Below are 24324 nucleotides of genomic sequence, written 5' to 3' on the forward strand. Positions count from 1 at the left end.
CGCACTGCTCCTCACGTCGCTGTTTCGGAGGCGCCATCGCGGCGATGGCCTTCGTCGACCTCATCGGCGAATTTGTACATCCGTACCAATTGAGGCGTCAACCGCGACCTGCGATCATCGGCCTTCGTCGAGACAGCGTTGGACACATGAGCGGCAGGACCTGGCGCCAGGATCCGCACCGGAAGGAAGCGATCGAGCAGGCCGCGCTGCGGGTGATCCTGGATCACGGCGTCACCGGCACCACCTTCCGCAAGGTCGCCGAGGAAGCCGGCGTTCCGCTCAGCGCCACCACCTACTATTTCGGCTCAATGCACGACCTGCTGGTCGCCGCATTCACCCGCTTCTCCCAGGACGTGTCCGCCGACTTCGCCGCCGAAATCCGCACCGCGCAGAACCGCGACCAGGCCTGCGAGGCGGTGGTGAACATCATCTTCGCCGAGGGGACGGCGTCCCCGCGGGTGCTGCTGCTGAGCTACGAACTGTATGCGTTCGCCCGCCGGCATCCGGAGATGACCGCGATCATGCAGCAGTGGATGGCCAGGAGCCGGGCCGCCCTGGAAACGCAGTTCTCCGTCGCCGCATCCGCCGCCATCGATGCCTTCATCGAAGGCGCGACCATCCACCGCTCGGTCGTGCCCATGGACAGGCAGCGCGTGCGCGCGGCGATCGAGACGCTTGCCGCGCTGTAGCGTGCCGCTCGCACGCGGTGGGCGTCGCCACCTGCGCCGACAGTCCTGAAATTCCCTGTTGCCTGGAATGCAACGGCGCGCATCACAACAATGCATCGCGAGCGCCTGAACGGGGCGTTTAATTTATGGACTGGTCGGTTTGGGATTCAGGGCGAGTTCGGGTCGCTAACGGATAATTTACATATCGGCAGCGAACGGCCCCACGCCTCAGCGCCGACAAACCAATAACGAAGGTACCCCGATTATGAAGACCTCTCTGCTTGCTCTCGGCCTCCTGGCCACCCTGCCGTTCGCCGCTTCGGCCGCCGAAGGCCTTTCCTACAACTATGCCGAAGCCGGCTACGTCAAGACCGACGCCAGCGGCGGCGATGCCGACGGCTGGGCGGTCAAGGGTTCCTACGCGTTCCACCCGAACTTCAGCGTGTTCGGCGACTTCAACCGCCAGAAGACCGACTTTGCCGACGCACGCGTCGACCAGTGGCGCGTCGGCGCCGGCTACAACCACGAGATCGCGACCAGCACCGACCTGGTGACCCGCGTGGCCTACAACCGTTTCGCCCCGGAATACGGCACCAAGTTCAACGGCTGGAGCGCCGAAGCGGGTATCCGCACCGCGTTCAACCCGTACCTGGAAGTCTATGCTCTGGGTGGTTACGAGGACTACCTGAAGAAGGACGGCGTCAATCCGGAAGGCACCTTCTACGGCCGTCTGGGCGCCCAGGCCAAGCTGAACCAGAACTGGGGCCTGAGCGCCGACCTGAAGATGGACCGCCACGGCGACAAGGAATGGTTCGTCGGCCCGCGCTTCAGCTGGTAAGCGTTGCCTAGCGCCGCGCGCGTCGTCTCTCTCTCCCGCCGCGCGCGGTTCGGAAAGCCCGGTCCCACAACCGGGCTTTTTTTTGCCTGCCGATCCGGCTCATCGCTGACCCACGGATATGCAGACACGCAAACGCCCGGCCAGGCCGGGCGCTTTCGTGTCCGGCGGCAGCCGGATCAACTGAACAAGGTGGTCGGGTACTCGGGCTTCTGTTCGCGCGCCAGCAGCTGCTGCAGGCCGACCGCCGGGGTCAGCTCGCCATGCAGGACCGCGCGCACCGCGTTGGAGATCGGCAGATCGATGCCGTGGCGCTCGGCCTGGCGCATCACCTCGTCGGCGGTCTGCACCGACTCGACCACCTGACCGATCGCGCGCACCGCCTCCTGCAGCGGTTGCCCACGGCCCAGCGCCAGGCCCAGCCGACGGTTGCGCGAGAGGTCGCCGGTACAGGTGAGCACCAGGTCGCCGAGTCCGGCCAGCCCCATCAGGGTTTCCGGCTTGGCGCCGATCGCCGCGGCCAGCCGCAGCATCTCGTTGAGGCCGCGGGTGATCAGGCCGGCACGGGCGTTGAGGCCCAGTTCCATGCCGTCGGCCACACCGGTGGCCACCGCCAGCACGTTCTTCATCGCCCCGCCCAGCTCGGCGCCGACCATGTCGTCGCCGGTATAGGCGCGGAAGGTCGGGCCGTGCATCGCATCGGCGACCTGCTGCGCGAACGCGGCATCGCCGTGCACGGTCACCGCGGTCGGCAGGTCCAGGGCCACTTCCTTGGCGAAGGACGGGCCGGTGACCACCGCCAGCGGGACCTCCTCGCCGAGGATCTCCTGCGCCACTTCGTGCAGGAAACGCCCGGACCCGGGCTCGAAGCCCTTGGTCGCCCAGGCCACGCCGGCCTGCGCCGGGCGCAGCGGCGCGAGCTGGCGCAGGGTTTCGGTGAACGCATGCGACGGCACCACCACCAGGATCCAGTCGGCGCCATCGATGGCCGCCGCCAGGTCGGTGGTGGCCTGCAGGCCCTCCGGCAACGCGATCCCCGGCAGGTAGCGCGGGTTTTCGTGGCGCTGCCCGATGGCCTCGGCGACCACGGCATCGCGGCCCCACAGCACGGTCGGGTACCCGTGCCGTGCGGTCAGCGACGCCAGCGCCGTGCCCCAGGAGCCGGCGCCGAGGACGGCGATCTTCTTCTTGGCGTTATCGCGCATGCGCAACGGCGAACGCGCTCAGGCGTTGCCGGCCGGCTCCGAATCGGCCAGCGACTGGCCCTCGCCCTGCTGCGCGCGCTGGCGCAGGGTCTCGGCGTACAGGGCCTCGAAGTTGATCGGCTGCAGGAAGAACGGCGGGAAGCCGCCGGCCTGGATCAGGTCGCTGACCAGCGAGCGCACGTACGGGAACAGGATGCTCGGGCACTGGGTGCCGAGCAGCACGTCCACCGCCTGCGGGTCCAGGCCGACCAGGCCGAACACGCCGGCCTGCTGCACTTCGGCCACGTAGGCGGTCTTGCCGCCGGCGGTGCAGGTCAGGGTCACGGCCAGCACGACTTCGAAGGCCTGCTCGTTCAGCTGCTGCACGCGCTGGTTGAGGTTGAGCTGCAGTTCCGGCTGCGCGTTGTCGTTGAACACCGACGGCGCGTTGGGGGACTCGAAGGACACGTCCTTGACGTAGATCTTCTCGATGGTGAAAGCGGGACCGGCCGCGGCGTCGGCCGGCGCCGCGGCGCCGTTGTTGGTGAGGTCGGACATTGCTTGACTCCGGTGGATTCGGTAACAGAAAGAAACGGGATTATCACACGCCGGCCGCGACCCTCGAGGTCGGGCCGGACGCGGTGTCTCAGCGGCCCTTGACCAGCGGCAGCTCGGCCTGCTGCCAGGCGGCGATGCCGCCCTCCAGCACGTAGACCTGCTCGAAGCCGGCCTTCTTCAACTGCTTGGCGGCGCCGTCGGCGGTGGTGCCGGTGCGGCAGACCAGCACGACCGGCTGCGCCTTGGCGTTGGCCACCAGCTTGTGCTCGGGGCCGAACTGGCTGGCGGTGGCATTGCGGCTGCCGGCGATGTGGCCCTTCTCGAAATCGGCCGAGGCCGACAGGTCGACCACCACCGCATTGCCGGCGTTGATCAGGCGGGTCAGCTCCGCCGGCCGCAGGCTCTTGTAGCCACGGAACAGGCGCGCCACTTCGGTGACGATCAGGGCGATGGTCAGGCCCACCAGGGCCAGGGCCAGCATCGGGTTGCGGCCGGCGAAGGCCAGCAGTTCTTCGAAGTTCACGGGACTCGGGGGCTGGAAGCGGGCGCCGATTGTCGCACAGCTCGGCGACCGCGCTACTGGCCGTTCCACAGGTCCGGCAGGCCGTCCTGCAGCCACCAGGTCTTGGCCTCGGGGTCCCAGCGCCAACGCTCGCGGTAGCGGACGATGCGCTCGGCCTGGGTATTGCGGTTGATCACGCCCAGTTCGATCTCGCGCAGCGCCTCGCCGTCGCCGACCGCCCCGCCGCCGACCTTGTAGGAGGAGACCTGGATCTGCCGGTAGCGCTCCAGTTGCAGGTCGGTCAGCGGATGCGCCTGGCGGTAGGCCGGGTCGACCACCTGCCAGGCGGTCTCGAACTCGCTCCAGCGCACCGCCGCGGCGTAGGCGGTCTGCAGATCGTCGAGCTTGCGCTGTTGCGCGCGGCTGCCGGCCACGGCCGCGCCGGTCCAGCCCAGCAGCAACAGCAGCGCGAGCGCGCGGAACATCGAGGGCATGGCGGCGTCCAGGTGGCGGCGCGCGGGGCGCGCGATCCGCGCATCCTACCCCTTGGCGAGGGCCACGAAGCGACCGCTCAGGGTCGCTGCCGCTGCCGCGCCGGGCGCGCCGACCTGGGCCTGGATGCCGATGCGGGCGCGGCCGCGCTGGCGGAAGGTATTCACGAACACGGCCCAGTCGGCCTCCGCATCGGCATTGGCCTGGGCATGCAGATCGGCGTAGAGCGGCGACAGGTAGCGCACCTGGCTGTCGGCGACGTAGACGTCGGCCTGCAGGCCGGCGCGGTGCAGCTCGCAGTTGACCAGCCCCCAGCCGGCCAGGGTCATCACCGAGCCCAGGCTGCCGCCGAAGGCGTTGCCCTTGTCGTTGAGGTTGGCCGCCAGTGGTGCGACCAGCTGCAGGCGCTGCTCGGCATACTCGTGCACGGCGACCTGCAGCGCCGCCACCGGCGGCATGGCCTGGAACTGCCGTTGCAACTGCTGCAGGAACGCCTCGAAGGAAAGATCCGCTGCCATGATGCGATTGTGCTGCCGGTGGGGGCTCGCATAATGCCTGGCATGAGCGCGCATGCAACCGCCGCCCCGGCCTGGACCTTGATCTCGCTGCGCCCGCAGGGCGAGCACGCGCCGCTGCGGCGGGCCGCGGCGCGCTGTGGCGCACGGGTGCTGGCGGTGTCGCCGTGGCGGCTGCGGCCGCGCGCCGATCCCGCCACCCGCGCGGCCCTGGCCGCGGCGCTGGCTGCGCCGCGGGTCATCGTCAGCAGCCCGGCGGCGGTGCGCGCGGCCGCGGCGCTGCAGCCGCTGGCGGCACGCCCCGGCCAGTGCTGGCTGGCAGTGGGCGCAGGCACGGCGCGCGCCTTGCGCCAGCACGGCATCGCCGAAGTGGCGACGCCGGCGCGGATGGACAGCGACGGCCTGCTGGCGCTGCCGGAAATGTCCGCGCACGACCTGCCGGTGGGACTGATCACCGCCCCCGGCGGCCGCGGCCTGATCGCCGCACACCTGCAGGCGCGCGGCACCCCGCTGCTGCGCGCGGACGTGTACGTGCGCGAACCGGTACGACTGCGCGCGGCCGACCTGGCCCGCCTGCGTGCGGCGCCGCCTGGTGTGCTGGCGCTGAGCAGCGGCGAGGCGCTGCAACAGCTGCTGGCGCAGTTGCCGGAGGAGTTGGCCCGGGCCTGGCGTGCACGGCCGGTGGTCGCGGCCAGCGCGCGCCTGGCGACCCTGGCCGCGGACCTGGGGTTCGTCGACGTCGCCCAGGCGGCCGGACCGATGCCGCAGCAGTTGGTCGCCGCAGCGGCCGCGATCGTAACGCGCTCGCCACCTCGCTGAACGCGGGCCGCCGCCCGGGTTGCGGCCGCAGTGCCGCTCACGCCATGCTCCGGCGGTGCCGCGCCGACCGCCGCCTTGCTCGCGACGGGCGACGGCCCCCAGGACGCTGCCGATGACCGACGAAATCCCGATCACGCCTCGCCGTTCCACACGCTGGATCTGGTTGCTGCTGGTGCTCGCCACGCTGGCCGCGCTGGCGTTCGCCGGCTGGCGTGGCTGGGACTGGTGGCAGGCGCGCAGCGCGCGCGAACTGGCCCAGCAGTCGGACCTGCAGCAGCAACTGCAGGCCTTGCAGCAGGCCCAGGACAGCCTGCGCCGCGACCAGCGCGCCACCGCGCAGCGGCTGCAGGACGCGGCCAGCACCAACCGCGTGCTGCGCGACGAAATGCTCGGCCTGAGCCAGCGCAGCGCGTTGCTGGAGGCCAATGTCGCCAAGCTCGCCGATTCCAACCGTCACGGCGCGCAGGCGCTGCGCCTGGACGAGGTCGAACTGCTGCTCAACCAGGGCCAGCAGCGCCTGCTGCTGGCCGGCGATGCGGCCGGCGCGCGGCGTGCCTACGCGCTGGCCGGCGGTGTGCTGGACGGCATCGACGATCCGCAATTCCTCAACCTGCGCCAGGCGCTGTTGCAGGAACGTACCGCGCTGGACGCGCTGGGCGACGGCCCGCAGGCGCGCCTGGCGGCGCAGCTGGATGCCTTCGCCACCAGCCTGGACAAATTGCCGACGCAATTGCCGGAGAGCGCGCAGCAGCCGCTGTGGCAGCGCCTGCTGGCGCCGCTGGTGAAGATCCGCCCCTCGCAGGGCGGCGTGCTGGCCGCCGGCTCGGAGCGCGTGGCCGCCCACGACGCGCTGCAGCTCGACCTGACCCTGGCGCGCGCAGCGCTGGAACGCGGCGACACGCGTGGCTATCGCAGCGCCCTGGCCGGCGCCGGGCGCTGGCTGTCGCGGCTGTGGCCGGAGTCGCCGCAACTGCGCGAACGCCGCGCCGCGCTGCGCACCCTGGCCAATGCCGATCTGCGCCCGACCATTCCCGAACTCGGAACCACCCTGCAACAGTTGCGCGCGATGCGCGACGCAAGGAGCCCGTCATGAAATCCCTCCGTTCCCTGATCGTGCTGTTGATCGTCATCGCGCTGGGCGTGATCGGTGCGCAATGGCTGGGGCAGGACCAGGTGCGCCAGCTCGGCGAGGTGATCGTGCGCGTCGGCGGCACCGACTACATCGCCTCGCTGCCGCAGGCCTCGCTGCTGCTGGTGATCGCGTTCCTGGCGCTGTGGCTGGTGTGGAACGTGCTCAGTTTCCCGTTCCGCGCCTGGGGCCGGCGCCGCCGCAAGCAGTCGCGCGCGCGCCTGCTCGACGGCCTGGCCGCCGCCCACGCCGGCCAGTGGACGCGGGCCGAGAAGCAGCTCAACGCCGCCGCCGAAGACCCCGAGGTGAGCGCCATCGCCCTGATCGCCGCGGTGCGCGCGGCCGATGCGCGCGGCGACCGCGAGGCGACCGAGCGCCACCTGCGGCGCCTGGCCGAACGCGATCCCGCCGCGCATGCACTGCTGCTGGCCGAACTGCATCTGGAGCAGCAGCGCCCGGTCGATGCGATCAATGCGCTGGACGTGGCCGCGGCGCAGCCGCTGCCGCCGCGCGGGCTGTTGCTGCGCACCGAGGCACTGACCCGCATCGGTCGTGCCGGCGAGGCCTACGGCCAGCTCGGCGCGATCCGCCAGCAGCAGGCGCTGCCGCTGGAGGCGATCGCCACGCTGGAAACGCGCCTGGCCGCGGCCTCGCTGGACCAGGCCGCCGATGCCAATGCCCTGGCCGAGCGCTGGGAGAGCCTGCCCAAATCGCTGCGCAGCGAGCCGGCGGTGGTCGCCGCCTACGCGGTGCGCGCGGCCGCCCTGCGCTGGGACGATGCGGCGCTGCGCAGCTTGGAGCAGGCGCTGGACACGCGCTGGGACGAAGGCCTGGCCGCGCTGTACGGGCGCCTGCCGGTGGAGAAGTACGATTCGCGCCGCGCCAGCGCGCAGCGCTGGCTGCAGGCGCATCCGGACAGCCCGGCGCTGCTGCTGACCCTGGCGCGTCTGGCCAGCCGCCAGCAGCAGTGGCCGCAGGCGGAGGAATTCCTGCACCGCGCGCTGGCGCTGGGTGCCGGTGCCGAGGCCTGGGAGGTGTTCGGCGACGGCTATGCCGACGCCGGCGACATGCTCGCGGCGCAGCGCTGCTACGCCAATGCGCTACGCGTGCAGCGCGGCGACATCGCGCAGCCGCTGCCCGAGCCGGTCGCGCCGGTGACCCCGATCGCGCCGGCGCCGGACAGCACGGAACGCCGCGACGACCATGGATTCCCGCGGCTGGAGGGTTGAGTCCGTCCCGGTGTTGTCAGAGATGGCCGAGCCTGCAAGACCAGGCCGGGCACGCTGATCCGCGGCGAAAGCGCGTCATGGCTGCTTCCGGACGCGGCAGCGCACGCGCATCGCTCCTGCGCCGATCAGCGAAGAGGAGCACGGCAGAAGGCCTGGGCCGCGTCGTGTGCCCAGGCCGGCGGCGCGCCGGTCATCGCATCCGAAGGTAGGCCGGCCGCGTCCGTCCGCTCAGCGCCGCAAGGCCGGCGGCAGCGCAGGCAGGCGCGCCAGGAACGCGGGTGCCAGGCCCTTGTAGCGCGCGTAGCGCTCGTCCATGCGCCGCGGCACCAGGATGCGCGCGCCGAACATGCCCCAGATCAGCATGACCAGGAACACGGCGCCTCCCAGCCAGAACCCACTCTCACCGCCGACGGCGAATCCCAGCAGCGGGCCAACCAGGAAGGCACCGGCGATCAACAGGATGTACCGGTTGCGCCGACGCCGATGCACCGCGCACATCCCGAGCACATGGCTGCTGCGCTTGCGCGCGACCAGCGCCGCGATCGCATAGACCAGGATGCTCACCAGGATCAGCGCGTACCAGCCCGGCGCGTGCCAGTAGAAGGTGCGCTTCTTGAGTTCGTCGTTGCCCAGCGCCGCCCCGCACTTCACACAGTGCGGCGGGAACGGCGCATCCCGCAGGCACAGCAAATCCGTGCCATCGCGCCACAACGTCTCGCCCGGCAACGGCGGCGGCAGGCTGGACGGACTGGCGACGCTGGGCGCCTGGTACGGATTGAAACTGCCCTGCTCGGTCATGGCCTGCGCCCCCTGCGCGCCGTGGCGCCCGCGTGACGCAGGCGAATCGGCGGGCATGGTAGCGCGACGGATGCGGCGCGGTCAGCGCCGGGGCGGCGCCGCAGGGCCGAAGGCCGTGGCGCGGCGCACGCCGGCACGAGTGCCAGCGCGCGGTGACGCTCAGCGTTCGACGATCGCCACCACGCCCATGCCGCCGGCGGTGCAGATGGAGATCAGCGCGCGGCCGCCGCCGCGTTCGACCAGTTGCTTGGCGACGGTGGCGACGATGCGCGCGCCGGTCGCGGCGAACGGATGGCCGGTGGCCAGCGACGAGCCCACCGGGTTGATCTTGGCCGGATCGATCTGCCCCAGCGGCGCATCCAGGCCGAGCCGGGTGCGGCAGTAATCCTCGCTCTCCCAGGCACGCAGGGTGCACAGCACCTGCGCGGCGAAGGCCTCGTGGATCTCGTAGATGTCGAAGTCCTGCAGGCGCAGGCCATGGCGCTTGAGCATCTCCGGCACGGCCACGGTCGGCGCCATCAGCAGGCCTTCGCCGTGCACGAAATCCACCGCCGACACCTGCGCATCGCGCAGGTAGGCCATCGGCACGTGGCCATGCGCCTGCGCCCATTCTTCCGAGGCCAGCAACACCGCGGCGGCGCCGTCGGTCAGCGGGGTCGAGTTGGCCGCGGTCAGGGTGCCGCGGCCGCTGACCTTGTCGAACGCCGGCTTCAGCGTGGCCAGCTTCTCCAGCGAGGTGTCCGCGCGCAGGATGTTGTCGCGCTCCACGCCGCGGAACGGCGCGATCAGGTCGGCGAAGAAGCCGCGCTCGTAGGCGGCGGCCAGCTTGTGGTGCGAAGACACCGCCCAGGCGTCCTGCGAATCGCGCGAGATGTTCCACTGCTTGGCCATGTCCTCGCAGTGGTCGCCCATGCTCTTGCCGGTGCGCGGCTCGGCCACGCCCGGGAACTCGGGCTTGAGCTCGGCGAACTTGAAGCCGCGGGTCAGCGCGCGCAGCTTGTCGCCGGTGCTCTTGGCACGGTTGGCCGCCAGCAGGCGCGCGCGCAGCTTCTTGCCGTAGACGATCGGCACTTCGGAGGTGGTGTCCGAGCCGCCGCCGATGCCCGACTCGATCTGCCCCAGCGCGATCTTGTTGGCGACGGTGATGATGCTGTCCAGGCTGGTGCCGCAGGCGCGTTGCAGGGTGATGCCCGGAGTCAGCGGCGACAGCCCGGAGGACAGCGCCGCCTCGCGGCCCAGGTTCCAGTCGCTGGAATGTTTGATCACCGCGCCCATCGCCACTTCGCCCAGCTGCTGCCCGTGCAGCCCGTAACGCTCGACCAGCGCGCCCAGCGTGCGCACCGACATGCCGAGGTTCCCGACATCCGCATACGCCGTGTTCTGCCGGCAAAACGGAATGCGGACGCCGCCGAGAATGGCGACGGGACGGGCTGCTGGCATGGGATTACCTCGCGCGAGGGGAGTCGGGGACATGGCCTGCACGGTAGCGCAGGCATAATGAAGCGAGTGTAGCTATGCGCCCGCGACGGGCCAACCGCCAATCCCATGACCCAAGCCTCCGCCACTCGCCACGCCCACGGGGTCATCGCCCTGGAATTGTCCTCCGGGCGCGAACCGGCGCACCCGGCGCTGCCGCATGCGCAGGCCGCCGAACTGGCCGAGAAGGTCGGCCGCGACCTGGCGCAACTGGTGCCGGCGGTGCGCGAACTGGAACTGAGCCTGGCCGGCGCGCATTTCGACCCGGCCGAAGCGTTGCGTCCGGGTTGGCCGCTGCACCGGCGCCTGGAGGAACTCGCCGCCCGCGCGCCCGGCCGTCACGACGGCCCGCGACTGCTGGCCTTCGGCACCGATGCCGACGGCAGCGTGCCGCTGCCGTTCCAGGCCGATGCCGGCCTGCGCGGCGGCGCATTGCGGGTGGTGCCGTTCCTGCTCAGCGGCCCGGCCGACACCGTGCAGTCCGTGGCCGAGGCATTGGAGGACGTGTTGCTGGCGCAGGGCATGGCGCAGGCCGATACCGCGCTGCTCGCGCAGAAGGGCTTTGGCGCGGAGATCGAGCACGCCCGCTACCTGACCGGCCACGACCTGGCGGCGATGATGTCCATGCAGTACGACAACCAGGGTCTGGCACCGCTGTGGCCGCTGATCGAGACCGCGCTGCTGGCGCCGGACCAGGAAGAATGGCTGCAGGCCCCGCCCGAGCCGCTGCTGCGCTACCGCGAAGGCGAGGTGCGCATGGCGCTGTTCGACCCGGCCAGCTGGTGCGCGCACTACGCCTACGACCGCCAGGACTGCGAGCGCCTGCAGCGGGTCTATGAGCAATACCTGGCGCGCCAGCGACAACTGGCCGCGGTACTCGAGGCCCACGGCCTGCGGGTGCTGTACGTGCATTGCGAGAGCGGGCAGGACGCCAAGCAGGCGTTGCTGGCGGCCTGAGCCGCGTCGGCACTTCCACTGGCTTGCGCCGCTCGACCGGAGCAAGCGGGCCAGCGGTGGCATGCGGGCAGGCGCGCGTTGCAGAGAGACCGCGATGCCGGGCTGACGCGGCAACAGGCGGTCGCAACGGCATGTCGCAGCATCCGCGGCGCTGCCCTGGCATCGCAGGGTTGCAGCAGTGCAGACGAACTTGATTTCCAGCGGGGACATCCATGCACACCGTGTTGACCGTGGAAGCGCTGTGCGCACGGCAGCAGGCGGGCGAACCCCTCAAGTTCGTCCACTTCTGGGGGCATACGCCGAGGCAGCCCGGCGCCATCGACCGCAGTTGTTTCAGCCAATGGTTCGAGGCGCCCTTCGTGCTCGATTCGGTGACCTACCCCACCGCCGAGCATTACATGATGGCCGGCAAGGCGCGGCTGTTCGGCGACCATGCCGCCTGTGCCCGCATTCTGGCCGCCGCGCATCCCGGAGAAGCCAAGGCGATCGGGCGGGAGATCCAGGGTTTCGATGAATCCACCTGGCGCGATGCCCGCATGCAGTTGGTCATCGCGGGCAACCTGGGCAAATTCGGCCAGCACGCGGCGCTGAAGACCTTCCTGCTCGGGACCGGCGACAGGGTGCTGGTCGAAGCCAGTCCGGTCGACCGGATCTGGGGCATCGGCCTGGCGGCGGACGACCCGCGCGCCGCCGATCCCACGACGTGGCAGGGCGAGAACCTGCTGGGCTTCGCCCTGATGGAGGTCCGCCGGCGACTGGCGGAATCAGATCCTCGCTGAGCGCGACACACGATGCCGCTCTGCTTCATGCAGCCTCGATCCGACGCCACTGGAGCCACTTTCCGGATATCAGCGGATCCAGGAAGCGAAAGACAGCGGCGCCCGCAACACGGACGCCGCCATCACGAACGTCATCCAGCGTGCACTTACTGCGCCGGCGCAGCCGCCGCATCGCCCTTGATCACGCCGCAGGCCAGGCGGCCGCCGGCGTTGCCGGTGGGCTGGCTCTTGTAGTCGTCCGGGTCGGCGTGGACGATCACCGCGTGGTTGAGGATGTCGAAGCCGTCGCCCTTGCCGATGTTGACGTTGTTGGACACCGCCGCATCGATGGTCGCCTTGCCCTCGGCGTCGGCCTTGAGATTGGGCATGTCGCCGCCGTGGTGCGGATCGCTGCCGACTTGGCCGTGCTCGGTCTTGGCCGGGTTGAAGTGGCCGCCGGCGCTGCTGCCGTCCGGCGCGCTGCAGTCGCCGAACTCGTGGATGTGGAAGCCGTGCTCGCTGTTGGGCTTGAGCCCGGTGATGGTGCCGGTGACGTGCACGGCGCCGTCGACGGTGGTGAACTTGACCTCGCCGGCCACTTCGTTGCCCTGGGTGGGGCTGAGCGCGGCGCTGGCGCTGGCGCTGCCGGTGGCGTTGGTCGCGGCCGGCGGTGCGCTCGCGGCCGGGGCGGCGGCGGGTTCGGGGGTCGCCGCCGGGGTGGTGGCGGGTTCTTCGCGCTTGCAGGCGCTCAGCGCCAGGGTGGTGGCCAGGAACAGCAGACTGGGAAGGGTACGACGCACGGGGGTTCTCCTTCGTTGCAGAGCCGCGGAATGCGGACGGACCTCCCAGGCGGACCCGGGCGGAAGTAGCGATGCGAGGTCAGCGCAGCGGGCGGATCACGCCGCAGGCCACGCGCGCGCCGGCATTGCCGGCCGGCTGGCTGCGGTAGTCGTCCGGATCGGCATGCGCGACCAGCGCGCGGCCGACGATATCGTTGGCCGCGCCGCCGCCGAGCACCACGCCGTGCAGCAGCACGTCGATCTGCGCGGTGCCGTCGGCCGTGGCGTTGAGGTTGTCCATGTCGCCGGCGTGGTGCGGGCCGTTGCCGGCGCGGCCGTGCGGCGCGCCGAGCGGATTGAAGTGGCCGCCGGCGCTGCTGGCATCGGCCGCGCTGCAATCGCCGCGCTCGTGCACGTGGAAGGCAAAGCTGTGGTTGGGCTGCAGGCCGCCGAGGGTGCCGGTGATGCGCACGCCGCCGGGGGCGGCGACCAGCGACAGCTTGCCGCTGACCAGGCTGCCGGAGGCCGGCGCCAGCACGGCCTGCGCCTGCTGCACGGTGCCGGCACTGGCCAGCGGCGGCGCCTTGGGCGGCGGCGGCGGCGGGGCCTTGGGCGGCGCGCTGCTGCACGCGGCCAGCATCAACAAGGCGCTCGCGGCGAGGGGCAATCCATAACGCATCGACATCGACTCCTGTGGCATGGCGAAACTAGAGGGGCGGCCGTGCAGGCCCCATGAAGGTGCACGGGGCGCAGTCTAGCTGGCCGGAGGCGGGGCTTGTTGGTGCGGTGGCGGTCGGGACCCGGGACCCGGGACCCGGGACCCGGGACCCGGAAAGCGTAGCGACGCGTCAGCGCAGCGGCGCATGAGGCAATGCCACAGCGAATCCCCTGGCGTGTAAACGAGCGCGAACCGGAAATTACCGTCCCGAGTCCAGCAAGCGCATGTCGCACATCTGTCCGCCCCTGAGTCCGCGCTGTCCCGGGTCCCGGGTCCCGGCTCCTTCCTCAGCGCCGCCGCCGCCCGGGCCCCAGCTTACGGGTGACGGTGTTGCGGCCCACGCCCAGGCGGGCGGCGGCTTCGGCGCGGCGGCCCTGGGTGAAGCGCAGCGCCACTTCCAGCAGCGCCTTGTCGAAGCGTTCGCGGGCCTCGGCATGCAGGCCCTCGGCGCCGTCGGACAGGCGCTGCTGCGCCCAGGCCGACAGTTGCGTGTCCCACTCGCCGCCGTCGCCGCTGCGCTCGCGGCGGCCGCCGCGCAGCAGGGCGGCCTCGACGTCGCCGGCATCGATGATTTCCGCCGGCGCCAGCGCGGCCAGGCGCCAGCACACGTTCTCCAGTTCGCGCACGTTGCCCGGCCACGGATAGGCGCGCAACGCGTCCAGCGCCGCCGGCGCCAGCCGCTTGGGCGGGGTGTCGAGCTTGCGCGCGGCCATCGCCAGGAAGTTCTCGGCCAGTTGCGGCACGTCGGCGCGACGCTCGCGCAGCGGCGGCAACTGCAATCGCACCACGTCCAGGCGGTGCAACAGGTCGGCGCGGAAGCGGCCCTGTTCGACCAGCGCTTCCAGATCCTGGTGGGTGGCGGCGATGACCCGCACGTCGACCCGGATCAGTTCGCGCCCGCCGACGCGGAAGAACTCGTTCTCGGCCAGCACGCGCAGCAGCCGGGTCTGCAGCGGCAGCGGCATGTCGCCGATTTCGTCGAGGAACAGGGTGCCGCCGTCGGCCTGCTCAAAGCGACCGATGTGGCGGCGCTGCGCGCCGGTGAAGGCGCCGGCCTCGTGGCCGAACAGTTCGCTCTCCAGCAGTTCGGCCGGGATCGCGGCGGTGTTGAGCGCGACGAACGGCTTGCGCGCGCGCGGCGACTCGGTGTGCAGCGCGTGCGCCACCAGTTCCTTGCCGGTGCCGGTCTCGCCGTTGATCAGCACCGACAGCGGCGCCTGCGCCAGCCGGCCGATGGCACGGAACAGCGCGCGCATCGCCGGGGTGTCGCCGATCAGTTCGGTGCTGCCCTGCCCGGCCGGGGTCACTGGCGGCGCCGCGGCGATGGCGCTGCCGGCATCGGGCAGCGCGCGTGCGGCCAGTGCCACCGCATCGTCCAGGTCGAACGGCTTGGACAGGAACTCGTGGGCGCCGCCGCGGAACGCGCCGGCGGTGCTGGCCACGTCGGTGTAGGCGGACATCACGATCACCGGCAGTTGCGGGTGCGCGGCCTTGAGCTTGTCCAGCAGCACCAGACCGTCGTCGCCGGGCATGCGCACGTCGGTGAACAGCAGGTCGGGCATGGGCCGCTGCGCCAGCGCCTGCAGCGCGGCGGCGGCGCTGTCGAAGCCGTCGACGCTGTAGCCGGCGTCGCGCAGCGCGGTGGACAGCACGAAGCGCACCGAACGGTCGTCGTCGACCACCCAGATACGTTGCGTTCCTTGCAGGGAGTCGGTCATCGCAGTGCTCCTAATCGGTGTCCGCTGCGCGCTGCGGCAGCAGCAGGGTGAACACGGTGTGGCCGGGGCGGGAGCGGTAGGTCAGCGAGCCGGCATGCTCGCGCGCCACCTGCTGGGCCAGCGCCAGGCCCAGGCCGCTGCCTTCGGCGCGGCCGCTGACCAGCGGCAGGAACAGGTGCTCGGCCAGTTCCTCGGGCACGCCGCGGCCGTCGTCGACGATCTCCAGGCGCAGGCCGCGCGCGTGCACGCGGTCGCGGATGCGCTGGCCGTGCTCGACGCGGGTGCGCAAGGTGACCTGCGCCGCGCCGGCCTGGATCGCGTTGCGCACCAGGTTCCACACCGCCTGGGTGAGGCGGTCGGCATCGCCGAGGAATTCGGGGATGCTGGGGTCGTAGTCGCGCTGCAGGCGCACCGACCAGCCGCCTTCGTTCTCGGCCAGGCGCAACACTCGCTCCAGCACCGCGTGGATGTTGAGCATGGCGTGCGGGCGCGCCGGCGCCGGCGACAGCAACTGGTCGAGCAGGCTGTTGAGGCGCTCGATCTCCGCGCCGATCAGTTCGATCAGTTCGCGCTCGTCCTCGTCGCGGTGCTGGGCGCGGCGCGCCAGCAGCTGCGCGGCGCCCTTGAGCCCGGCCAGCGGATTGCGCAGTTCGTGGGCCAGGCCCTTGAGCGCCGCGCTGAGCGCGTTCGGCAGGGCCTGCGCCGGGTCCGGCGTGGGGAATTCGTCGACCGGGTGCGCTTCCAGCAGCCAGCCGCCGTCGTCCAGCCGCGACAGCCAGCCCTCGGCGAAGCGCGGCGGCTCGCCGGGCACGGCCAGGGCCATGCGGTGCAGGCGCAGCACATCGCGCTCGTCGTTGCGCAGGAACCGTGCGAGCGCATCGCCCTGCACTTCCAGCGAGGCCAGCGGCTGGTCGAGCAGGCGCCGCACGCTGACCCCGAGCCAGCGCGCGAAAGCGGGATTGGCGCCGCGCAGGCGGCCGTCTGTATCGGCCCAGACCACCGGGGTGCCAAGGGCGGAAAGCGGGGGCGGCGTGGTGTTCATGGTCATTGCACCAATGTAGTGCAAAGCCAGGCAGGCGACACGGGCATGCGGCGCATGACGCGGCCGCTGCCCTTGCGGATGGCGCGTCGCGCAGCCGCCTGACGACCAGTGGGTGGTGCCACCCGGCCCTGCATCACGACGCAACCAGGAATCTTGCGGAAAGCCGGGGGTGTGGCGAGGCGAATGGCCACGCGGAATACCTCGATCTTTTGAGAATGGCCGGCGCTTCCCCCCAGGAAGCGCCGGCGAAGGCCGCGGCCGCGTGGACCGGCCACCAGCGCCGGCCACACGTACTGCGACAAGGCCCGCGACCGCCGTCGCGGGCCGGCGAAACTCACAACTCGTAGGCCGATTCGCCATGCGAGGTGATGTCCAGCCCCTCGCGCTCGGCGTCTTCCGGCACGCGCAGGCCGATCACCAGCTTGGCGATCAGGAAGCCGACCACCGAGACCACGCCGATCCAGCCGACGGTGATCAGCACGCCTTCGGCCTGCACCAGCACCTGGTGGCCCATGGTCACGCCCTCGGCGTAGCCCATGCCGCCCAGCGCCTTGTCGGTGAACACGCCGGTGAGGATCGCGCCGACGATGCCGCCGACGCCGTGCACGCCGAACACGTCCAGGGTGTCGTCGGCATTGAGCAGCTTCTTCAGCCCGGTCACGCCCCACACGCAGATCACGCCGGCGGCCACGCCGATGGCGATGGCGCCGAACGGCCCCACGGTGCCGGCGGCCGGGGTGATGCCGACCAGGCCGGCGACCATGCCCGAAGCCACGCCCAGCGCCGAGGACTTGCCCTTGATCACCTTCTCGGTCAGCGACCAGGCCAGCACCGCCGCGGCGGTGGCCAGCAGGGTGTTGAGGAAGGCCAGTGCGGCGGTGGCGTTGGCTTCCAGCGCCGAGCCGGCGTTGAAGCCGAACCAGCCCACCCACAGCAGCGAGGCGCCGACGAAGGTCAGGGTCACGTTGTGCGGCTTCAGCGCGGTGTGGCCGAAGCCCAGGCGCTTGCCGACGAAGTAGGACCCGACCAGACCGGCCACGCCGGCATTGATGTGGACCACGGTGCCGCCGGCGAAGTCCAGCGCGCCCTTGCCGAACAGGAAGCCGGGGGCCGACCACACCATGTGCGCCAGCGGCAGGTAGCCGAAGGTGAACCAGATGACCACGAACAGCAGCACCGCGGCGAACTTCACCCGCTCGGCGAAGGCGCCGACGATCAGCGCGCCGGTGATGCCGGCGAAGGTCAGCTGGAAGGCGACGAACACGTACTCCGGCAGCTTGAAGCCCTTGGAGAAGGTGTCGGCCAGCGTGGTGGTGTCGACGCCGGCCAGCAGCGCCTTGTGCAGCGTGCCGATGAACGGACCGCCATCGGCGAACGCCAGGCTGTAGCCGTACACCACCCACAGCACCGCGATCAGCGAGAACACCACGCCGACCTGGATCAGCACCGACAGCACGTTCTTGGCGCGGACCATGCCGCCGTAGAACAGCGCCAGGCCGGGCACCACCATCAGCAGCACCAGCAGCGTGGAGGTGAGCATCCAGGCGACGTCGCCCTTGTCCACCACCGGCGCCGGCGTGGCCGCGGCCGCGGCCGGCGCGGCGGCCGGTGCGGGCGGCGGCGTCAGTTGTTCGGTGACCACGTCCGGCGTCGGCGCCGGGGTGGTTTCGGCCTGGGCGAAGGCCTTGCCGGGGATGCCGACCGCCATCGCGCTGACCAGCATCAGCATGCATACCGCGTAGAACCGGGCCTTCCACCCGGCGAACAGACCTGTCTTCATGAAGGGCTCCAAGGTGGGGTTAGAGCGCATCGGCGCCGATTTCGCCGGTACGGATGCGGACGACCTGCTCGATGGCGGTGACGAAGATCTTGCCGTCGCCGATCTTGCCGGTGCCGGCCGCGCCCTGGATCGCCTCGACCACGGCATCCAGGCGCTCGTCGGTCACCACGGTCTCGATCTTGATCTTGGGCAGGAAGTCGACGACGTACTCGGCACCGCGATACAACTCGGTGTGGCCCTTCTGCCGACCGAAGCCCTTGACCTCGGTGACGGTGATGCCGGACACCCCAGCCTGCGACAAGGCCTCGCGGACCTCGTCGAGCTTGAATGGCCGGATGATGGCGGTGATCAGTTTCATGCGCATACCCCGTTGGTGGAAGGAACCGGCCGCCGAAGGCCGACCGGCACTGGGCCCATCGACCGCGCCGCGAACGGCGCGGGTGCTGCTGCGCGATGCGTTCCGTGGATCACGCCGTGGCCCACCGCACCCAAGGTGCGGCGGCGACGGCGACGTGGGAGGGAACGTGGCCCACGGCACGCAAGCGCTCTGTTGCGCGGTCCATGCCCTGGACACTCGATGACGCGATGGTGGGCGCGGACCACCTGCGCGGCTCCCCAGCCGGGCAGGTGGCGGCGATGGCGAAGGAGGGAGGGGAAGCCTTCGCCATCGCCGCGCGTGGAACTCAGTTGGCGTAGTACAGCTGGTATTCCAGCGGGTGCGTGGCCGCGCGGAACTTGGTCACTTCCTGCATCTTCAGCGCGATGTAGCCGTCGATGAAGTCGTCGGTGAACACGCCGCCGGCCTTGAGGAACTCGCGGTCGGCATCCAGCGCTTCCAGCGCCTGGTCGAGGCTGGAGCACACCTGCGGGATCTGCTTCTCCTCTTCCGGCGGCAGGTCGTACAGGTCCTTGTCGCTGGGCGCGCCCGGGTCGATCTGGTTCTTGATGCCGTCCAGGCCGGCCATCATCAGCGCGGCGAAGGTCAGGTAGCCGGACTGCAGCGGATCCGGGAAGCGGATCTCGATGCGGCGCGCCTTCGGGTTGGACACCCACGGAATGCGGCACGAGGCCGAACGGTTGCGCGCCGAGTAAGCCAGCATCACCGGCGCCTCGAAGCCCGGGACCAGACGCTTGTAGCTGTTGGTGCCGGAATTGGTGAAGGCGTTGATCGCCTTGGCGTGCTTGAAGATGCCGCCGATGTACCACAGCGCCATCTGCGACAGGCCGCCGTAGCCGTCGCCGGAGAACAGGTTGGTGCCGCCCTTGGCCAGCGACTGGTGCACGTGCATGCCCGAGCCGTTGTCGCCGACGATCGGCTTGGGCATGAAGGTCGCGGTCTTGCCGTTGCGGTAGGCGACGTTCTTGATGATGTACTTCATCATCATCAGCTCGTCGGCCTTCTTCACCAGCGAGTTGAACTTGGTGCCGATCTCGCACTGGCCGGCGGTGGCCACTTCGTGGTGGTGCACTTCGACTTCGATGCCGACCTGCTCCAGGGTCTTGCACATCTCGGCGCGCAGGTCCTGCAGCGAGTCGGTCGGCGGCACCGGGAAGTAGCCGCCCTTGACCGCCGGACGGTAGCCGCTGTTGCCGCCTTCGATCTTGCTGCCGCTGCTCCAGGCCGCCTCTTCCGAATCGATCTTGAAGAAGGTGTGGCCCATCTCGTTGCCGAAGCGCACGCCGTCGAAGATGAAGAATTCCGGCTCCGGGCCGAAGAACGCCTGGTCGGCGATGCCGCTGGACTTCAGGTAGGCCTCGGCGCGCTTGGCCACGCCGCGCGGGTCGCGGCCGTAGCTCTGCATGGTGGCCGGGTCGAGGATGTCGCAGGTCAGCACCAGGGTCGGATCGGCCATGAACGGATCGACGAAGGCGGTGTCGGCGTCGGGCAGCAGGACCATGTCCGACTCGTTGATGCCCTTCCAGCCGGCGATCGAGCTGCCGTCGAACATCTTGCCTTCCTCGAACAGCGCCGGCTCGATGATGCTGACCGGGAAGGTGACGTGCTGCTGCACGCCGCGCATGTCGACGAAGCGCAGGTCGACGAACTCGATCTTGTTGTCCTTGACCAGCTTCTCAATAGTTTCCGCAGACATTCGATGCAACCTCGGGTTGTGAAGGGCGTGGGCGAGTATCAGCAATCGCCATGCCAAGCGTGTGGCACTCACAAGCCCTTGATTCTGCTGAAGCGTGCACGCGAAGGATGCAAATGCACTGCACTTTAGTGGTGCATTCACACCTGAACGCACCAAATTTGTGCGCGAGGCGGATGCTCTATCCTTGCGCAGCTTCCCCTCCCCCAAAGCGACCCCCTCCTCCATGAGCGATCTGTTGTCGGCCCTGCTGCTGGGCATCATCGAAGGCCTGACCGAATTCCTGCCCATTTCCAGCACCGGGCACCTGTTGATCGCCGAGCGCTGGCTCGGCCACCGGTCCGACTTCTTCAACATCGTGATCCAGGCTGGCGCGATCCTGGCCACCACCCTGGTGTTCCGGCAGCGCCTGTGGGACCTGGCCACCGGCCTGGGCGACCGCGCCAACCGCGACTACGCGTTCAAGCTGGGCGCCGCCTTCCTGGTCACCGCGGTGGTCGGCCTGGTGGTGCGCAAGGCCGGCTGGCAGTTGCCCGACAATGTGGAGCCGGTGGCCTGGGCGCTGGTGATCGGCGGCGTGTGGATGCTGGTGGCCGAGTACTTCGCTGCGCGCATGCCGGAGCGCGAGACGGTGACCTGGACGGTGGCCATCGCGGTCGGCCTGGCGCAGGTGGTGGCCGGCGTGTTCCCCGGCACCTCGCGCTCGGCGGCGACGATCTTCCTGGCGATGCTGCTGGGCCTGAGCAAGCGCTCGGCCGCGGCCGAGTTCGCCTTCCTGGTCGGCATTCCGACCATGTTCGCGGCCAGCGCGTATTCGTTCCTGGAGCTGTACAAGGACGGCGGCCTGGGCAGCGAGAACTGGGGCGACGTGGCCCTGGCGTTCGTCGCCTCGATGGTCACCGGCTTCGTGGTGGTGAAGTGGCTGCTGGGCTACATCAAGTCGCACCGCTTCACCGCGTTCGCGGTGTACCGGATCGTGCTGGGCGCGGCGCTGCTGCTGTGGTTGCCGGCGGCCTGAGGGGTTGAGTCGGCGAGGCGCTGCGCGCGCCGGACCCTCACCCCAACCCCTCTCCCGAGGGGAGAGGGGCTACGGCTTTTCCCTTCTCCCGTCGGGAGAAGGTGCCCCGCAGGGGCGGATGAGGGTACGGGCGAAGCTTCGCAATGTCAGATCGGGCTAAGCGCTTCGCGCACCGGACCCTCACCCCAACCCCTCTCCCGGCGGGAGAGGGGCTTTAGTGCTCACTTCGCCGCCGGATTGAGGCTGTAAGTGCCGTACAGGCTGGCTTCGGCCAGCACGTGGCCCTGCATCGCGCGCAGGGCATCGGCGGCGGTGAAGCGTGCCGGCACGTCCAGGCGCGCCACATCCAGCGCGAACAGGCGGAAGAAGTACCGGTGCACGCGCAGGTCGTTGGCCGGCGGATACGGGCCGTCGTAGCCGTGGTAGTCGCCGCCCATCGCCGCGTCGCCGGCGAACCAGTCGGTGTAGCTGTTCAGCCCCTGCCGCGCGCCGTCCAGGCCGGGCGGTTGCTGCTTGCCCTTGGCCACTACGCCGTCGCTGGCGCTGCCCTCGGCGATCTCGCGCAGATCCGCGGGCAGGTCCACCGCCACCCAATGCACGAATTCGGTGCGCGGTTGTTCGACCGGGATCTGCACGTCGTCGCGGCCGACCATCTCGGCCACGGTCGGCACGTCCGGATCGACGCACAGCAGCACGAAGGACTGGGTGCCGGCCGGCACCGCGTCCCAGGCGAGGTGGGGATTGCGGTTGCCGCCGAAGCCGTCGGCCTGGCCCATCGCGTAGGTCGCGGCGATGGGCTGACCCGGCTGGATGCTGTCACTGCGAAGACGCATGCGTGAATCTCCGTGGGGAATCAGGTTTCAGGGTAGCCAAGGCGCACCGCCACCGGCGTCAGCAGCGCGAACGCGGCGGCCAGCGGCGTGGCATAGGCACGCCAGTGGCCGGCGGCCAGGCGCGGCGGGCCGACCGTGGCGATGGTCGGGAACGCCACGCCGAACGCCTGCTCCAGCGCCGCCGCCACGCCGGCCGGATCGTGCTCGGTCCCGTCCAGGCGCACCAGGTGGTGCGGATACAGATCCTGTTCGTGCAGGTCGGCGACCTGCGCCAGCACCGCCGCCAGCCACTGCGCGCCGGTCTCCGGCGAGGCCAGGCCCAGCGGCGCCGGGGCACCGTTGGCCAGCCAGTCCAGCAGCATGTCGCGCGGGTCGCGCAGCACGATCAGCAGCCGCCCTTCCGGCAGGTGCGGGCGCAGCGCGCGCAGCAGCGCGTTGTCCCACCACAGCAGCCAGTCGACGATGTTGCCGTCGCCGACACCGCGCGCCGGCAGTTGCGCGCGCCACTCGGCGACCAGCGCCGCGCCGTCCAGGGTGCCGCTGTCCAGTTCCTCGACGCTGCGGAAGCGCTGCAGGCCGTCGGTCGGCGGCTGCTGGCCGAAGCGGTCGCCGCGCAATACCGGACTGGCCGCGTCGATCACCGCGATCGCCCGCTCCACGCCGCTGCCCGGGGGGCCCCAGACGAACAGCGGGCGCGCCTGGTTCTGCGGATCGACCGCGCCCAGCGGCGGCCACTGCGCCGGGGCCTGGCCCAGCGGCGGCAGCGGCAGGCGGTGCGGCAGCTGCTCCTGCTGGAAGGCTACCCAGGTCGCGAGTGCGTCGTCCGGGCGCCCGGCCGCATCCTGCACCGCCGCCAGCCAGGGCCGCACCACGGTGCGGTCGCGTTCGGGCATGCGCTGCATCAGGCCGCGCACGTGGGCGATGGCGGCGTCGTGCTCGCCGCGCTCCAGCAGCGCCTCGACCAGGCGTTCCTCGCCGCTAAGCCGGCCCGGTTCCAGCGCCACGATGCGCTGCGCCACGGCTTCGCCCTGGTCGCGTTCGCCGGCCATGTCGTGCACCCGCAGCTGCGCTTCCAGCGCCGGCACGTGCGCCGGCATCGCCGCCTGCCAGCGCGCGATCAGCGCGCGTGCCTCGGGGCCGCCCACCGGCTCCAGCGCCAGCCGCGCCAGCCACAGGTCGTGGGCGTCGGTGGTGGTGGCCAGCGCCGCTTCCAGGGTGGTGCGGGCATCGTCGATCGTGCCCAGCCGCTGCCAGGCGATCAGCGCGGCGTGCAGGGTGCGGCGGTCGGCCGGGGCCACCGCCAGGGTGCGGCGCAGGTGGTCCAGCGCCTCGGCCGGGCGGTCGGCCTGCAGGGCGTATTCGCCGGCCAGCCGGCGCATGTTGGCGGTATCGCCGGCCGGATCGGCCAGCACCGCCTCCAGCGCGGTGATGGCGTCGTCCAGGCGGCCCTGGCGGTAGGCCAATTGCGCGACCAGCGCCATCATCGCCGCGCTGGTGCCCGGGGTGAGCGCGGCGACGCGGCGGAACGCGGTCTCGGCGAAGGCGAAGTGCTGCTTGTCCAGGTAGGCGAAACCTAGCGCGTAGAGCAGGCGCGGGTCCTCCGGCAGCGCGTTGCTGGCGCGCGACAGCAGCGCCAGCGCGCGGTCGGCGTCGCCGCGGCGCAGCGCCAGCATGCCGTCCACGCCGAGCAACTGCGGATGCTCCGGTTGCAGGCGCGCGGCGGTGCGGCTGAGCCGCTCCACTTCGTCCAGGTCGCCGCGGCCCAGCGCCAGGTGCGCGCGCATCACGTAGGCGAGGAATTCGTTGGGATCCAGCGCCGCGGTCTGCGCCAGCGCGTCCTCGGCCTGGGCCAGATCGTTGGCGCTGACCAGCATGCCGGCGTGCAGCAGGTGCAGGCTGGCGTCTTCCGGCGCCAGCGCGATCGCACGGCCGATGCTGTCGAGGGCGGCGGCAGTCTCGCCGTGCTGCTGCTGCGCCAGCGCCAGCCAGCGGAAGGCCTGCGGGTCGTCGGCGGCCTCGGCGGCCCAGGTCTGGGCGAGACGCAACGCGTCGGCGATGTCCTGGCGGCGCAGGGCGTCGAGAATGGGCTGGTGCATGTGGGTCCGGCGTTGGGGCAAACCCGCATTGTAGCGGGAGCGCCCGGCCGCCCTGCGCGGGCGCCTGCGTCCGCGCGGCGGGCACATCGGGCGCATCGGGCATCGCAGGGAGCGGCCATGTCGCCGACGCTGCGGGGGGACTGAGGCCACGCTGCGGCGAGGTGCGTCGAACATGCCGGGCTGCGCAGATGACTCGGTGCGCCGGGCAGCGCTACGTGGTGACGGCGGTGATGGTGCGGGAACGGCGGAAGGAGCGTCGACGCGTGCCGCACCCGGGAATCCCGGTGCGCCCACCTTGCCGACCGCCTGCCGCACGCCGGCGCGGGCGAG

Annotated in this window: 24 protein-coding genes; 8 read left to right on the forward strand and 16 right to left on the reverse strand. The window is 71.0% G+C overall.

Translation table 11 applies throughout. The features are described 5' to 3' along the window. The first annotated feature begins 44 nt into the window (after positions 1-44). Positions 45-689 (forward strand): TetR family transcriptional regulator, encoded by a 645-nt coding sequence (locus SLW52_RS07510; protein WP_320739880.1) that lies wholly within the window; start codon positions 45-47, stop codon positions 687-689. A 244-nt stretch (positions 690-933) separates the two neighbouring features. Next, positions 934-1506 (forward strand): Ax21 family protein, encoded by a 573-nt coding sequence (locus SLW52_RS07515; RefSeq protein WP_017907743.1) that lies wholly within the window; start codon positions 934-936, stop codon positions 1504-1506. Positions 1507-1682: 176 nt separating this feature from the next. Here SLW52_RS07515 and SLW52_RS07520 read toward each other — a convergent pair whose 3' ends face one another. The 5 genes from SLW52_RS07520 to SLW52_RS07540 all read right to left on the reverse strand — a co-directional run bounded on the left by SLW52_RS07520 (position 1683) and on the right by SLW52_RS07540 (position 4757). Further along, positions 1683-2708 carry an NAD(P)H-dependent glycerol-3-phosphate dehydrogenase gene (locus tag SLW52_RS07520; protein WP_148829788.1) on the reverse strand — a complete coding sequence of 342 codons (1026 nt, stop codon included), beginning with the start codon at positions 2706-2708 and terminating at the stop codon, positions 1683-1685. An 18-nt stretch (positions 2709-2726) separates the two neighbouring features. Then, positions 2727-3245 (reverse strand): protein-export chaperone SecB, encoded by a 519-nt coding sequence (gene secB / locus SLW52_RS07525; protein ID WP_017907745.1) that lies wholly within the window; start codon positions 3243-3245, stop codon positions 2727-2729. An 88-nt stretch (positions 3246-3333) separates the two neighbouring features. Beyond that, a complete protein-coding gene (locus SLW52_RS07530) occupies positions 3334-3768 on the reverse strand; it encodes a rhodanese-like domain-containing protein (protein ID WP_017907746.1) in 435 nt (144 codons plus the stop codon). Positions 3769-3821: 53 nt separating this feature from the next. After that, positions 3822-4241: a hypothetical protein gene (locus tag SLW52_RS07535; RefSeq protein ID WP_026144149.1), complete on the reverse strand. Its 420-nt coding sequence runs from the start codon at positions 4239-4241 to the stop codon at positions 3822-3824. A gap of 45 nt (positions 4242-4286) precedes the next feature. Next, positions 4287-4757: a YiiD C-terminal domain-containing protein gene (locus tag SLW52_RS07540; protein WP_043094080.1), complete on the reverse strand. Its 471-nt coding sequence runs from the start codon at positions 4755-4757 to the stop codon at positions 4287-4289. A 33-nt stretch (positions 4758-4790) separates the two neighbouring features. On the opposite strand from SLW52_RS07540, the gene SLW52_RS07545 reads away from it, so the two are divergent. The 3 genes from SLW52_RS07545 (at position 4791) to SLW52_RS07555 (ending at position 7931) form a co-directional block, all read left to right on the forward strand. After that, positions 4791-5573: a uroporphyrinogen-III synthase gene (locus tag SLW52_RS07545; RefSeq protein ID WP_267097617.1), complete on the forward strand. Its 783-nt coding sequence runs from the start codon at positions 4791-4793 to the stop codon at positions 5571-5573. 112 nt (positions 5574-5685) lie between these two features. Continuing rightward, positions 5686-6666 carry a uroporphyrinogen-III C-methyltransferase gene (locus SLW52_RS07550; RefSeq protein WP_320739882.1) on the forward strand — a complete coding sequence of 327 codons (981 nt, stop codon included), beginning with the start codon at positions 5686-5688 and terminating at the stop codon, positions 6664-6666. Next, positions 6663-7931, forward strand: coding sequence for a heme biosynthesis HemY N-terminal domain-containing protein (locus SLW52_RS07555; protein ID WP_017908649.1), 1269 nt, complete (start codon positions 6663-6665; stop codon positions 7929-7931). The genes SLW52_RS07550 and SLW52_RS07555 overlap by 4 nt, the downstream gene beginning before the upstream one ends. 228 nt (positions 7932-8159) lie before the next feature. Here SLW52_RS07555 and SLW52_RS07560 read toward each other — a convergent pair whose 3' ends face one another. Both SLW52_RS07560 and SLW52_RS07565 read right to left on the reverse strand, forming a co-directional pair. Next, positions 8160-8729: a hypothetical protein gene (locus tag SLW52_RS07560; protein WP_267093284.1), complete on the reverse strand. Its 570-nt coding sequence runs from the start codon at positions 8727-8729 to the stop codon at positions 8160-8162. Between the two features lie 159 nt (positions 8730-8888). Then, positions 8889-10169 (reverse strand): acetyl-CoA C-acetyltransferase, encoded by a 1281-nt coding sequence (locus SLW52_RS07565; RefSeq protein ID WP_026143786.1) that lies wholly within the window; start codon positions 10167-10169, stop codon positions 8889-8891. Positions 10170-10274: 105 nt separating this feature from the next. Here SLW52_RS07565 and SLW52_RS07570 point away from each other — a divergent pair, with 105 nt between their 5' ends. Together SLW52_RS07570 and SLW52_RS07575 are read left to right on the forward strand one after the other, a co-directional pair. Further along, positions 10275-11162: a hypothetical protein gene (locus SLW52_RS07570; protein WP_320739884.1), complete on the forward strand. Its 888-nt coding sequence runs from the start codon at positions 10275-10277 to the stop codon at positions 11160-11162. 212 nt (positions 11163-11374) lie between these two features. Further along, complete coding sequence (locus SLW52_RS07575; RefSeq protein WP_152237156.1) at positions 11375-11941, forward strand: NADAR family protein; 567 nt, start codon at positions 11375-11377, stop codon at positions 11939-11941. A 146-nt stretch (positions 11942-12087) separates the two neighbouring features. On the opposite strand, the gene SLW52_RS07580 is transcribed toward SLW52_RS07575, so the two are convergent. From SLW52_RS07580 to glnA, 7 genes are all read right to left on the reverse strand, one after another. Beyond that, positions 12088-12720, reverse strand: coding sequence for a superoxide dismutase family protein (locus SLW52_RS07580; protein ID WP_320739885.1), 633 nt, complete (start codon positions 12718-12720; stop codon positions 12088-12090). 79 nt (positions 12721-12799) lie between these two features. After that, the gene (locus SLW52_RS07585; protein WP_043095424.1) at positions 12800-13378 is read right to left on the reverse strand and encodes a superoxide dismutase family protein; all 579 of its coding nucleotides are present in this window, start codon (positions 13376-13378) and stop codon (positions 12800-12802) included. Between the two features lie 326 nt (positions 13379-13704). Further along, on the reverse strand, positions 13705-15135 hold the full coding sequence (ntrC, locus tag SLW52_RS07590; protein WP_267097614.1) for a nitrogen regulation protein NR(I): 1431 nt from the start codon (positions 15133-15135) through the stop codon (positions 13705-13707). A gap of 10 nt (positions 15136-15145) precedes the next feature. After that, a complete protein-coding gene (locus tag SLW52_RS07595) occupies positions 15146-16183 on the reverse strand; it encodes an ATP-binding protein (protein ID WP_170268086.1) in 1038 nt (345 codons plus the stop codon). Positions 16184-16511: 328 nt separating this feature from the next. Beyond that, positions 16512-17957 carry an ammonium transporter gene (gene amt / locus SLW52_RS07600; RefSeq protein ID WP_170268085.1) on the reverse strand — a complete coding sequence of 482 codons (1446 nt, stop codon included), beginning with the start codon at positions 17955-17957 and terminating at the stop codon, positions 16512-16514. A 19-nt stretch (positions 17958-17976) separates the two neighbouring features. After that, positions 17977-18315, reverse strand: a complete 339-nt coding sequence (locus SLW52_RS07605; protein ID WP_010341076.1) for a P-II family nitrogen regulator — start codon at positions 18313-18315, stop codon at positions 17977-17979. 325 nt (positions 18316-18640) lie between these two features. Next, a complete protein-coding gene (glnA, locus tag SLW52_RS07610; protein ID WP_017908900.1) occupies positions 18641-20050 on the reverse strand; it encodes a type I glutamate--ammonia ligase in 1410 nt (469 codons plus the stop codon). A 223-nt stretch (positions 20051-20273) separates the two neighbouring features. Here glnA and SLW52_RS07615 point away from each other — a divergent pair, with 223 nt between their 5' ends. Then, a complete protein-coding gene (locus tag SLW52_RS07615) occupies positions 20274-21065 on the forward strand; it encodes an undecaprenyl-diphosphate phosphatase (protein WP_320739886.1) in 792 nt (263 codons plus the stop codon). A 221-nt stretch (positions 21066-21286) separates the two neighbouring features. On the opposite strand, the gene SLW52_RS07620 is transcribed toward SLW52_RS07615, so the two are convergent. Together SLW52_RS07620 and SLW52_RS07625 are read right to left on the reverse strand one after the other, a co-directional pair. Further along, positions 21287-21898 carry a YbhB/YbcL family Raf kinase inhibitor-like protein gene (locus tag SLW52_RS07620; protein ID WP_295939151.1) on the reverse strand — a complete coding sequence of 204 codons (612 nt, stop codon included), beginning with the start codon at positions 21896-21898 and terminating at the stop codon, positions 21287-21289. Between the two features lie 20 nt (positions 21899-21918). Next, a complete protein-coding gene (locus tag SLW52_RS07625) occupies positions 21919-23994 on the reverse strand; it encodes a tetratricopeptide repeat protein (RefSeq protein WP_320739887.1) in 2076 nt (691 codons plus the stop codon). Positions 23995-24324 lie beyond the last annotated feature (330 nt).

The organism is Xanthomonas sp. LF02-5 (genome assembly GCF_034105325.1).
Lineage (GTDB): Bacteria > Pseudomonadota > Gammaproteobacteria > Xanthomonadales > Xanthomonadaceae > Xanthomonas_A > Xanthomonas_A sontii.